6 protein-coding genes are annotated in these 12539 nt (G+C 66.6%); 2 read left to right on the top strand and 4 right to left on the bottom strand.

Annotation, left to right across the window (positions count from 1 at the left end; genetic code table 11):
- Both A5779_RS05315 and A5779_RS05320 read left to right on the top strand, forming a co-directional pair.
- A partial coding sequence (locus tag A5779_RS05315) for a response regulator transcription factor (RefSeq protein WP_131811578.1) occupies nucleotides 1-900 on the top strand: 900 nt, incomplete at its 5' end.
- Nucleotides 901-954: 54 nt separating this feature from the next.
- A complete protein-coding gene (locus A5779_RS05320) occupies nucleotides 955-1155 on the top strand; it encodes a hypothetical protein (protein ID WP_064879747.1) in 201 nt (66 codons plus the stop codon).
- Nucleotides 1156-1163: 8 nt separating this feature from the next.
- Here A5779_RS05320 and A5779_RS05325 read toward each other — a convergent pair whose 3' ends face one another.
- From A5779_RS05325 to A5779_RS05345, 4 genes are all read right to left on the bottom strand, one after another.
- Nucleotides 1164-4268 carry a hypothetical protein gene (locus A5779_RS05325; RefSeq protein ID WP_064879691.1) on the bottom strand — a complete coding sequence of 1035 codons (3105 nt, stop codon included), beginning with the start codon at nucleotides 4266-4268 and terminating at the stop codon, nucleotides 1164-1166.
- The gene (locus A5779_RS05330; protein WP_131811579.1) at nucleotides 4265-9400 is read right to left on the bottom strand and encodes a hypothetical protein; all 5136 of its coding nucleotides are present in this window, start codon (nucleotides 9398-9400) and stop codon (nucleotides 4265-4267) included. The genes A5779_RS05325 and A5779_RS05330 overlap by 4 nt, the downstream gene beginning before the upstream one ends.
- Before the next feature lie 765 nt (nucleotides 9401-10165).
- Entirely contained in the window at nucleotides 10166-11368 is a 1203-nt protein-coding gene (locus A5779_RS05340; RefSeq protein ID WP_064879696.1) for a serine hydrolase domain-containing protein, read from the bottom strand.
- Between the two features lie 51 nt (nucleotides 11369-11419).
- Complete coding sequence (locus A5779_RS05345; RefSeq protein WP_064879698.1) at nucleotides 11420-12508, bottom strand: AraC family transcriptional regulator; 1089 nt, start codon at nucleotides 12506-12508, stop codon at nucleotides 11420-11422.
- Nucleotides 12509-12539: the final 31 nt, after the last annotated feature.

A 12539-nucleotide genomic window follows, 5' to 3' on the forward strand; every position in this document is an offset into this window, starting at 1 on the left:
CCAGGCCCCCGCCGCGGCGCGACCCGTCAGCGCGACGCCGAACAGCTGCGCTGCCCCGGGCAGCTCGGCGCCGCGGCTGAACTGCTGGATCCGGTGGTCGAGACGATGCGGGCCGCGGGGGAGACCAACGGATTCGGCTATCGCTTTCATCTGCCCAGGGCCACTGCTCTGGCCATTGGTGGTCTGTCCGGCGACTCCACGGTGGTCGAACTCGACGAGTGTCGGCATCCCAGTTGGCATTACCTCGCCTACGAGCATGCCCTGGTCCGGGCCTGGGTCGCTGCGACTCAGGGGGCGGTGTCGGAGGCCGTGGAGATCGTGCTCGATGCGGCAGACACCGCAGGGGACAACGGGCAACTGGCGGCCGAGGTGTTGTGCCTGCAGACCGCGGCGCAGTTCGGCGACCATTCCCGCTCCCGACGGCTCGACGAGTTGACGGGTCTGGTCGAGGGGCCACGGGTCGGTGCCGCCGCCGCGCTGTGCCGGGCCCTCGCCCATGACGACGGCGACGGGTTGGCAAAGGCGTCAACAGAATTCGAGGCATTCGGCGACCTGGTCGCGGCGGCCGATGCGGCCGGTCGCGCGGCGGTGGCATATCGACGCAAGGACATGCGGGGGTCCGCCCTGGCAGCGGCGGCGCGGGCGACGGCACTGGCCGACGCATGCGGTGGTGCGGCCACGCCGGCGTTGCTCGCCGTCGCGGAACGTCTGCCCTTGACCGGCCGGGAACGTGAGATCGCGATGCTGATCGGTGCCGGGTTGTCCAGTCGTGCGATCGCCGACCGGCTACGCCTCTCGATCCGCACCGTAGAGGGGCACATCTACCGCGCGATGGCAAAAACCGGTGTATCCACCAGAGCCGAGCTGATCGCGCTGCTACCGCGGCGGCATCGCGACTGATTCGGGTACCGCGGTACTCACACCGGTTCAGTGGAACCGTCGCATCCTGGATCGATGGCCGACGAGGGGGACTTGCAGGAACGGGCGTTGCGGCAACTTCCGTTGCCGTACTCGCTGGCATTGCGGCTCCGCGACGCCGGAGTGGCACGTGAACTGGTGTGCGAGTACCTCAGCGTCGAGGACTCCGCGCTCGACGGCATCTACCGGATCGCCGAGGCCAAGCTGGCCGCGGCGGTGGCCCGGGTGGGAGCGTAGCGCGGGCCCTAGTCAGCGGATACAAATTCCGTCAATGGACCTGCCTGCCCCAGCGGATTGATCAGAAGAGCTGCGTAGCCGACGGCATCAGCGTGGGAGTCGCGGATGTGCAGTTCGGTTGACATGAACGCCCAACCGTCGACTCCGCTGGGCGTTGGTGTGAGCACAGTGAGGTCGGCGTCGCCCGGGGTGAGCCAGTGACGTTCGCCGTCGGCTGTGTTTCGCCACAGGGCGAGGCGCCAAGGCGAGATCTGTTGGGCATGCTGAGTCGGCAACCCGGTGAAGGTCACCTCGAGACCGCCCCCGGCGGCGTCGCGCTGCACTGTCGCATGCAGGGCCGGCGTAGGTGCGGTGACCATGGCAGATACCGGCGCGCTGGGGGCGCTCCATTCGCACGGATGAGCGTCGATGAACCCGCCGGTGTTCGCGATCGGCGATGGCAGTGGCGCCGCGCCGGGCCGGGTTGAGACCTCTGCCGGGTAGCGCACCTGCGCGGTGACCGCGATTGTGACGAATGCGGGTAGGGCAGCGAGCTTTTCGGCGGCAATATCTGCCCGGTAGGTGTCGGGTGAACCGTCGACGGGGACAAGGGCGCCTTCGTCGACCTCCGTGCCGTAGAGGTAGGAGGTGGACGCGGCCGCCGCGCAGCTCACCCGGTACTGCGGTGGTGACTGGCTCCCGAGGCGTGCGATCACCGTGCCGTTGATGCCGTACGCCTGGACCTGCACGCTCAGTCCACCGTCCTTGGTGTCGATGTGCACTACCGGCGATGGCGGCTGATCGCTGCCGGGTACGGCCACCGCTGTGAGTCCGCAGCCATCGAACGACGCCTCCACCTGCGCATGGGTGAGCGGCACCACCCGGACGAACTGCAGTGTTTGCACGGAACCGGGGATGCTGTGGGCGAATCGGACTGTTCCGCCTGCGGATAGGGGCACGGGGGTGAGCAGAGTGAACGATTCGCGCTTCATCGGTTCGTGCTGGTGGTCGTAGAGTGCGGCGGCCCGGGTGGCTCGGTTGGCGGATTCGGGGAAGACGTCGAGTTGTGCGGTGACGACCTGTTCGTCAGCGAGGTAGACGTTGTAGGCGGCGTGGCCTGGCTCGGTCGGCCACGACAAGTCGATTTGCGCGCGGCCCACCGGATCCCGTCGTGACGACCACAGGATGCGCGGGGCGGTGCTCAGTGGCCGTGGCCGGCGCGGATCGACAACGCGCACACGCGCCGTGGCTGAACGGCTGTCGGCGGTGTTGGGGTTGAATGTCGCGGTGACGACCTGGTCGGCGATCTCGCCGGTCTGTGTTTGCGCGGCAGGGAAACTCACCTTCACCCGGTCGCCCGGGAACGGGGCGTTCACAATGTGACCATCGACGCTTATCTGGGTGATCGGCGCAGTGCCGGGACCTAGCGCGTCCGGTGGCGGCACATCGACCTCGACGGTGATGGTTCCCGGTGAGAGTGCACCCGGGGGCGCGTCTCGCAGGTCATAGTCGGCGAAGTAGTGCGCTTCGGGACGCGGTGCGGGCAGCGGTGGCCGCGGTGGCGGTGTCGCGTGAAGCGTCCCGGGTTGGCCCCATCGGCCGAACTCGTCACCTTCAGCGACCTGCCAGCTCACCGGGCCGACGTCGGCGGGCACGCTCGAATCGACCAATGTGCCTTGGCATCCGGTGGGTAGGTCGCGGCGGCCGGGCAGCAGGGTGAGCGCCCGCGGGGTTCCGTCGACGTCGATGAACGCGTGCTGCGAGTGGATCGCGCCACTGTCTGAACGGGTGAAGGCGACTGGTCCGGCCGGCGGCGGCCCGAGGATGGCGATGTCCTGACGGTAGGTGTTGGCCGCGGTCCACTGGCCGGGGCCGTCGGCAGCCAAGGCCAGTGGCGCAGGGGGATCGGGGAGGGCGCCGATGACCGCCGGCGTGACCAGCACGAGTTGCTGCAGGCCCCGCGAGGCGAGCAGCGGTTGGTCGACCGGGGCGCCGGCCGGCAGCCATGAGTTCATCGCCTGGGCGTCTGGGCCTGCAGACTTCATCGCCGCGATGAGGTGGGCGACGGTGGTGTTCGGACTGCCTGCAGCGACCGTCGCGGCAGGGTCGGCTGCCCACACCCCGACAGCGATCCACGCGACCGGCACGGAGTCGTCGCCGACGTCCGCCTGCACCGGGCAGGACAGTCCGAGCCAGCGTGCGATGCCCGGATCGGTGGCGGCGGTGATCAGGGTCTGGATGGTGCCGAGTTCGGTGGTGGCCTGTTGCGCGCGGTTGGGGATGGAAAGCGGCGTGCGGTGCCTACCGGGATAGGAGCCAGGATCGGAGTAGGCCTGCTGCAGGAGCGATCGCACTGAAGTGATGCCCATGTCTGCGATGAGCGTGTCCACCCGCGCTGCTTCATCGTCGGCGTCGGCGGCGCGGTCGGTGGGTAGGTCGGCCGGCCCGGTGTGCCGTGGGGCACCGGCGACGGCCCGGTCGATGCCTGCGCCGGAATCGACCACTGGGTCGGCCCACGGCGACACGTTGTCGAGTGGCAGGAGAAATCGGACTTTGTCGGCCGCAGGGTCGACGTACTCGCGGTTGATCAGGCTTGCATCGAGGCCGACCACGTTGCGTGCTATCCCGTCACCGACGAGGCGAATGCGGCGGATGCGGGATGCGGCCAGGGTGAACGGAGCTCGGCTGCGCGACAGCAGTATTCGTTCCTGATTGCCTCCAGCGCGACCGATCACCGAGATTTGCACTGGGCTGAATTCTTCGATGTCGAGCCGAATCCAGCTGATCCATGGATCCTTGTTGCCCTCTTCGTCGGGGCCGAGGATGTCGCCGTAGAGGGGGCGGTCGGGCTTGATCGCCATCTCGGGATCGGTGCCCAGCGGTTGGACCGTGCCGTTGTCGTCGTAGATCCACCAGAAGACGCGCAGCGGCCGCACCAGGATGCGGTTCTCGGGGTCGAGGGCGTCCTTGCGCAGCGGGATGAAGGTGAAGCCGCGCAAGGGGAATCCGATAGCAGGGTTGACCCACGCGCGTAGATGCGCGCCGGTCGCGACGTAGGGATCGTCGGCGGGATCGCGCACCGCGAGGCCCGAGACGCGGAACAGAGATTCTGGGGTGAAGGCTTGCGGTTTCACAGGAGCACCTCGCCGGCAGCTGGGCTGGTTGTCGTGCAGGTGGCGGTCTTGACGGTGCCTGCGTCGGTGTAGGCCAAGGTCAGCGTGACCGGTTGGGACGGCGCGATGACCAGCGGTGCCGGCGGCGTGAACAGGTACCGGCATTGCGACGAATCGCCGTACCGTCCGCCGAAGTTCACGCCATTGACCTGGAAGCTGGTGACGTCGAGCCGGCCCTGCCGGGCCAGCGGCTCCGGGGATTCGACCAGAACGCCGGCGAGGTTTCTCGTGTTGGAGGTCCACAGCAGCGATGTGCGGCCGGATGTCGGCAGCGGCCACCCTTCCATGCCGAGCGCTGTCAGTGCCGCGGCGAGTGCGGCATCCGAGATCTGGGGCTCGGGCAGGACGGCGGGGGTGAGGCTGAGATATCCGTGCGGCGCGCCGGGTGGGGACCGGAATCCGAGGTCGGCGAGTTGGTCATCGGGATTGCGGTAACGCGATGTGCTGAAGATGATGCCCGGCAACGGGTCTGCCGGTGGCGGGTCGGCTTGGCCGTCGACGTGGTTGCCGACGAAGCCGATGTTGAGCTGATAGGTCGCCAGCGGCTGCAGGTCATCGGTGGATGCTTTCAAGCTCGCTCCTGACTTCGGCACCGGGCAGCTGTGTGCGGTATCGATGGCGAGGTAGCGCTGGCCGAGCGAGTCGAGAATGTCTGTATCGGTGAGGTCCTGCCATACCGCTGGATTCAGAACCACCAGCCACGGCGCCGGGTGGGTGTCGCTGCGGGGCGGACCATCGGTGCGCTGGCACGCCAGATCCAACCGATACCCGTACAGGCCGGCCAGCTGGTCGACATGATCGACGTCGAAGTTCGCCACGAGATCGTCGTCGAGATACCACCACTGGGTGCGATCACCCGGGCTGTAGCTCTTCAAATACCGTGCCAGATAGTCGGTCTTGAACACGGCCTGCTCCCAGGCGAATTCCCGCCAGGCAAGTTCCGCTACGGGCGGATGATGCACCACCACCGCGCCCGGGGGCGGGAGTTTCGCGGTACGGAAAAAGTACTCCTGCACCTCCTCGGGGAAGAGCGTGGGCGGGACCGGGGGCTGCTGCGCGGCGCCTTGTTCTGTCTGGCCCGCGGTCTGGGTGACCACACGGACCAGGTACAGAGCATCGGGATCCAGCTTGAGTGGGGTGCGGAACTGCGGTGGGGCATTGTTGTGCTGGTCGACGGTGTTGGCCGCATCGGTGGCACTCTTGGCTGCGGCCTTGGCGTCCTTGAACGCGTCCCAACTGGTGCCGTGCAGCCCCAGAACGGTGATGCCCTGCAGCAGCGGGTATCGGAGGCGAGCGCCACGGGTGGTGGTCGGAGCGGTGTAGCCGACCCGCAGCCGACCGTCAGGCAGATCTGCTGCATTGGTGAACAGCCAGTCAGCACCGGAATCGATGTCGACAATTGCGATTTGGTCGACGAGTTCGGGGAAGGTGCCATCGAGGATCACCCACAGCTCCGCCTCACGCAAACTCGTGTCGGCAACGACAGTAAGAGAGATGGGTTCTTCAAGGCCGAGTGCCTTCAGGCTGTCGCCGAGTGGTTGATACGACCTGATCATCGGCAGCCCCAGCGCGGCCTCGAACGACCGCCCCTCGATGGTGATGGGATCGACGGGGACGACCGACCCCGGCCGGAAGGTGAACTGTGCAGGGATCAAGCTCGCCATCCCAGCTTCGCTGAGCGGCAGACCGCGTCCCCAGGGGTTCAACGTGACTGCGGCGGTGAACCGTGAGATGTGGGTACCGGGTTCAGGTGCGGCCGGCAACGTCCACCCGGTCGGCGAGGGCTGCGCGAGGTCGCCGAGCGCCCAACCGGGCATCGCAGAGTGCGGCACCCGGCAGGCAGATGCGGTCGCGGTGACTGGATCGACACCCGGTGCAGTGTTGGCGGCGCCGTCGCTGCGTCGATGTGCCCACATGTCCGACCGGTGAGTCAGCAGGGCCAACTCCCGTGCTCCGCAGGGATTTCCCGTGCCACCGGCACCGACCTCGGCCTGTTTGGGCTGCTGCCACGCCGCCTCCAAACCGGTGGTGAGCAACGCCGGGACACCGTCGACACGCCACAGCTCGACACTGTTCAGATAGTGCGTGTAACGCAGTTTGTCGTTGCCGGTCTGACCGCTGGCGTGCAGACTGTCCACACCTGCGAACGCGGTGTTCAAGTTCGCAAGGTTGGGTCCGAGATCGAACTGCAAAATGGGCACCACGTCCGGCCACACCGTCGGCGCGTCATCGGCGCCGGCAGCGCCCTGCCCCACCTCGACATAGTGCCGATCCGACAGCGACATCCTGAGCGGCCGCCACGGGGCGGGCGGGGGCACGGCGGCGCTGGGCTTGTCGGGCCCGATGTGAAGGTCCACGCAACCCTCAATCTCGGTGAACCACAGGTCGATACTGCCGCACACCCGGAAGTCGGCGGCCAGGAAGTCGCCGGGCCCGAGCTGCAGCGCCAGGTCGGCATGCGCGCCGATGGAGAACGGGCCCAAATGCAAGGCGCCCCCGATCGTTCCCGATCCGGCCAGAAACCACGGGTTGGTGGCCATTCCGACCGCGGCGCGTGCCGAGAGCTGCAGCCAGACAGGTGGCACACCCCAGTTCAGGCTGACGGCGAACCCGAAGCCGATCGCCGGGCCAGGGAGTGTGATCGACGTGCCGCCCAGCTTGTCGATCGTGTCGCCCTGCACCATCAGGTAGGCCGATGCCCCGATGTCGAACAATTTGGGTAGCACCTTGGCAGTCATCGGGCCTGGGGGACGGCCGGGCATTCCGTCAGAGCCCAGCCGGAAGTACCAGGACGACGGGTCGGCGAACGGGAGCCTGGCGTCGAGCGGAATTTTCACCTCTACCAGCTGCGGGGGATCGGAGTCGATGACGAAATTGCCCCTGGCGCCGACGGTGATCCCGTCCTCGTCGATGACGATCAGTCCCTTGAGGGGACTGTTCTGGGTGTTCAGGAAGTCCGGGGTGTGTAGGACCCGCGCATTGACTGCGAGGCGGAACGACGGATCGGGCACGGTGACGATGAGCTTGCCGGTGGCGCTGAAGGTGAACGCGAGGTCGTAGAGGGTGCCCACACCGGCCTGCAGACCGAGCATCATCGCGCCGGCATCGGGCACCGTATCGTTGGGAGTCCACTGCAGCTGCCGCTCGACGATGTCGTCACCCCCGGCGGGCAGTACGGGGCGCATGTTCAGGCCGAACATGCCGCCGAGACTGTAAAGACCAAGTCCGGTCGGCCCCAACGGAATCGCACCGGGCAGTGAGCCGGTCACGTCGAGCAGGAAGCTCGTTCCGCCTTTGTAGACGAAGATGACTCGGGCTCCCACTCCCAGCGGTGCGCCGATCTGGGCAGAGATGTCAGCGCTGAAGCCGTCGTCGGTGATGTTGGCCGCGCCGTGCCCGGTCAGTGCGGCGGTGTCGATGTCGACACCCAAGCCGCGCAGTTGCAGGTCGACGTGTCCGTTGCCGTCAGCGGTGATGCGCACCGTGGCGTCGCTGACGGTGATCGGGCCCAGATCGGCATTGAACTTCAGATCGATTTCGTACCAGAGTGATCCGTGGCCGGATCGGGTGCCGAGGATATCCAGCAATGAACCTGGTGTCTGTACGATCCAGGCGCCCGGGTCCTCCACATCCAGCGTGGCGTTGGCGAAGCTGAGATGGATCGACGCCAGATCTTGGCCGGTCGTTTCGACAGCGACGTTGCGATAGCGGATCCGCATCGGGCGGTTGTCAGCCATGGCGATACGCATCGCATTACCAATGCTGAACGTGCTCACCTTGACGTCGACGAGATAGTCGACACTCAACCGCATGGCCTGGCCCGCGCCGGCGGTGGACAGCGCCACCGAAGCACGGTCGATGACCACCTTGCCCGCGGAGTCGAAGAAAGCACTGGCCGCACCCGCGGCGGTGAGTAGTTCATGCAACCAGATCCCCGACTCGTCTCCGCTGGGCGGCTTCTTCGCCCCGAGCTCGGAGTCGGCGATCAGCGCGGTGGCCAAGGCCGCCGCGGTCACCACCGCTTTGCCACCGGCATCAGTACCGGTGGCCTTGACCAGGCCGTCTGGCCCGGCCGCGTCCACAGACACTTCGAAGGCGACCGCCGCGGCCGGCTGCAGTGCGCGCGAGCAGCGCACACGCACCGTCAGCGGATCACCGCCGGCGAGGGTGAACGCGCCGCCGCCGGGGCCGGGCGCCGCTTCGTCTCGGCCTGCGACACCAAATTTGGCGGTGGCCTCGATCGCGGTGGGCAGTAGGTCGACCAGCGAGGAGGCGGCGGGGTCTTGCCACTGCATCCGTACGTCGATTTGGGGGCGCGTACCGGCAGCGGGGATGGTTGCCTCGACCGAGGCCGCCAGCCCACCGGGAGTGCCCAGCCGCAGGTCGAAATCGATGGCGTGCCCGCCGATCAGCGGGATGTCCCGCGGAATGTAGAGCTTGGCATTGCGAATGGCCAGGCCAGTCCACTCAGGTGAAGGGGAACCCGGCGCCGAGGCGGTGGTGGAGTCGTCGACGACGATCCCATCGGTGATGTCGATACCGAAGCCGCTGTCTCCGAACAGGATCTGAGTCGGGGTCGGCTTCAGCACGAACACGTCATCTTGGGGGTCCTGACCCAGTTCGAACTTCAGCCAGGTGATCGTGGCCGCCGCGGTGGGGGTGCCGTGGACGCGAAGGCAGAGGTCGGCGTGCAGGTCGACCGGGTCGCCGGTCTTTGTCAACCATTCTCGCGGCTGTCCGCCCTCCGGGTCAGGTTCAGTCTCGCGACGCGCGGCGACCAGTACCGTGTTGGGATCCACCAACGTCAAGGCGTTCTTTATCCCGGGCAGGTCGTCGAGGAGTAGGTCGAGTTGAAAACCGCCTCCGGGCAGCGCTTTCCACCGATACCCGATATTCGGACCGAAGCGCGCCAAGTCGACAGTGAAGAATCCGAGCAGCTTGGTGTTGACCGTGCCTTGAGCGGTCCCGGAGTGCGCGTCGTTCCCATCGACGACGTCATTGGACACCTGCAGACCAGACAGAAACGCCTCGATGGTCGGGGATACCGCGACCCCATGCCTGGCCGGTGCCAGGTCATCGAAGAGGTTGCTCATCGCATCATCCACCCTCACTCCAACTCGTGACAACAAAGTCATATCAACGCGGAGTCGAAGATGTGCGAGTAGTTCACTACTGCACTTTCCGTTTCTCGGGCGATCTGCTACACCGTGTGTTCCGGCGAGCTCAGATCGACAAGCCGCTGTCTGCTGGTGGCCCAAGCGTCGAAATGGAGTAGCCCGGTACTCGTGTTCGAGTTGCAGGGGCTGCCCATACTGACCTCAGCGCAATTCGCGCGCTTGGCTCATCGAAGTCGGGTTGGAAAACGGCGGGTTATTCACCCAGTCGTTCGTGCTCAAGGCGACGCGAATTACGTTGCTCTGACCAGAAATTCACCGCCAGAAAAGGGGGAGGACCGAGATGCCCTTCTTGTTTGTCGGGAGCAAGCTCCTGAATATCGCGCCGGAGTCGCCGAACGATGGTCTGACCATCGCACTAGCGACCATGAACAACCTAGGATTCGCCAACCTGAGGAGGGGAAACGATGTGTCCGGCTCGCGGGCAGGCGCCTTCGTGTCGGCGTCATGCCGTCCCGGCCCGGGGGACAACTCATTCTGGGTGTTCGTCGCCTCGGCCGGAGAAAACGAGAATGCGACACGGGCGGGAGTTGACGTGGTGATATCGCACCTCTGAAGTCGCGGTGTCTTTCCGTCCGGCGGATTCGGTGGATGACAGGGTCTCGGTAGCGTGCGGGATGAGTTTCACCCCGCGGATGCGAGGTCGACCCAGTGCGGGAGCCGAACGGCCCGAGTCATCACACGTCAGAGATCGAGCGCCTGGTATGTCCGCCGAACGAAACGGGGTTGGGCCACCTGAAGTTTCGCAGTCGAGGTGTTGCCGCTGACGGCCGCGGCGTCCACCGACAGATTCGGATGGTTCTGGATCAGATAGATCAGGATCAGGTCCGCCGACGGGTCGGCCTGCCACCACGTGCCGTAGGCGCCGGGCCAACTGAAGGTGCCCGACCCACCGGGGCCGAACAACTGGCGTGACTTTGTCGGGTCGGTGACCACCGACAAGTTCAGACCGAAGCCGCGACCCACCCAGAACGGTGCGCCAAGGAACTGGTGTTGCTTCTGTTCGGGGGTGAGCCGATCGGTGCGCATCACCTGGACCGACTCCTCGGACAGCACGCGCACCCCGTCGACCGTGCCGCCGGCCAGCAGCATCCTGGCGAACTTCAAATAGTCGTCGGCGGTGGAGAACAGGCCAGCCCCACCCGTGCAGAACGGGGGATCGGCGATCGGCGCCGGGCCCATCACATCGTGGGTCAAGGTGTTCTCGGCGGTCAGCTGGTACATCGTCGCGGCCCGTCGCCGGCCGGCGACGTCGACCGAGAAGCCGGTGTCGACCATGCCCAGCGGCTCAAAGATCCGTTCGGACAGAACCTGGGCCAACGGCTTGCCCTCGATGCGGGACAAGGCGATCCCCAATACATCGGTGGAATGACTGTAGGTGAGGCGTTCACCGGGCTGATGGGCCAACGGAAGCTTGGCCACCTCGGCCAGCCAACGGTCCTGGTCCTGGCGCAGTGACAGCTTGCCGTAGGCCGTCGCCAGCGGCCCCAGCACCGAGAAAACGTAAGCCAGACCGCTGCGGTGGGTCATCAGGTCATCGAAGGTGATGGGCCGCCGCGCGGGCTCGGTGCGGTCCAGCGGTCCGCGCGTCTCGCGCAACGCACGCATGTCCGCCAGTTCCGGCAGCCATTTCGTCACCGGCTCGTTCAGCGCGAACTTGCCCTCCTCTGCCAGTGTCATCGCCGCCGCCACCGTGACAGGTTTTGTCATCGAGGCGATCCGGAAGATGGTGTCCCGTTGCATCGGGAGCCGGGCGTCGACGTCGCGGTGTCCCAGGGCGTTCACCTGGAGCACCTTGCCCGCCTGCCACACCAGCGTGACCGCGCCGGCCAACAGCCCGGCGTCGATCGCCTCACGGATGGACGTCTGATTGCCGTCGAGATTCATCCGCGTCAGCCTATCCAGCGGCGGAGCCCCGATCTCCGCTACCTCCGGGCGTCACCCTCGGCGCCAGCGCCTGCGGGCGCGGACCACGCTCGACCAGTCCTGGTACCCGAGCCGGCGAGCGATCTCATAATGCGGAATCATGCGGTCCCGCAGGAGATTGTCGGCGACGCTCCGGCGTACCTCGTCCAGGACGGCCCGGTAGGTGGTGCCCTCGCGCTCGAGGTGCCTGCGCAATGTGCGCGATGCGTAGTGCAGGTGCAGCGCCACGTCTTCCAGGGTGAGGTCCAGAGACGACTGGTCGAGCAGATGTGCGCGCACCTGGGCGGCGACCCCGGTGTGGTGCAACCGCTCGGCACGGATGCGGTCACAGTGAGCGACCATCAGCTCGGTCGTATGGGCATTCGCCATCGGCGGCGCCAGGTCGAGATAGCCCACGTCGTAGACGATTTCGTTGCGGGCGCATCCGAATGACACCGGCACCCGGAAGTAGTCCCGGTACACGTCGACACGGCCCGCGACAGAAGGAGCCGGGAAGGCGAACCTGATTTCGTGTAGCGGGACCGCGTCGACGTCGGGGAACGTGTCGCGCTGGATCTGCATGACCGCGGTCAGATCACGTTCGATGACGAACCTTCGGATGGCCTCGGGGATGTCACCGGCATCGAAGGCCAGGACGTAGTGGTCATCGTCGATGCGGGCCGTCATGGTCGAGAAGGCGAATGTCAGCATCGCGTAGTACAGGCCCCGATGGACCGTGTCCCGCACGCTGGCCGACGCAGCCAGGAGATAACCCAGATAGCCGTAGGCGGTCAGGTGGTAACGGCTGCCCAGTTCCACCCCCGAACCGGGACTGTCCGCGCACAGGGCGGCCAGATTGCGGATCACCGCGAGTTCCTGACTGGCCTCGACGACGGTGTCGATGTCGGTCAGGCAGGAGGCATCGAGGTGAGAGCCCGCCAGCACCGCCTCGGCAGGGCTGCCGCGCCGGGCCGCCCACTCACACATGATCGCTACCGAAACCGCAGTGCGCGGGTGGTCCCAGGGGTCGGTCATGGCCGCTATGACCCGGTTGGTCGATTGGAGGACCGGGGAGCTGGGCAGTGCCTCCTGATCAGCGGATTCGGCGAGGACCGACGTCATGACGCCCAGTTTTGCCGACCTGGGGAGCGGG

The sequence above is a fragment of the Mycolicibacterium peregrinum genome (assembly GCF_001665625.1).
Lineage (GTDB): Bacteria > Actinomycetota > Actinomycetes > Mycobacteriales > Mycobacteriaceae > Mycobacterium > Mycobacterium peregrinum_B.

What these genes read in the sequence shown, in the direction of transcription:
- A5779_RS05320 (WP_064879747.1), top strand. Translation starts at nt 955, where the DNA reads ATGGCCGACGAGGGGGACTTGCAGGAACGGGCGTTGCGGCAACTTCCG.
- A5779_RS05330 (WP_131811579.1), bottom strand. Translation starts at nt 9,400, where the DNA reads ATGAGCAACCTCTTCGATGACCTGGCACCGGCCAGGCATGGGGTCGCG.
- A5779_RS05340 (WP_064879696.1), bottom strand. Translation starts at nt 11,368, where the DNA reads ATGAATCTCGACGGCAATCAGACGTCCATCCGTGAGGCGATCGACGCC.
- A5779_RS05345 (WP_064879698.1), bottom strand. Translation starts at nt 12,508, where the DNA reads ATGACGTCGGTCCTCGCCGAATCCGCTGATCAGGAGGCACTGCCCAGC.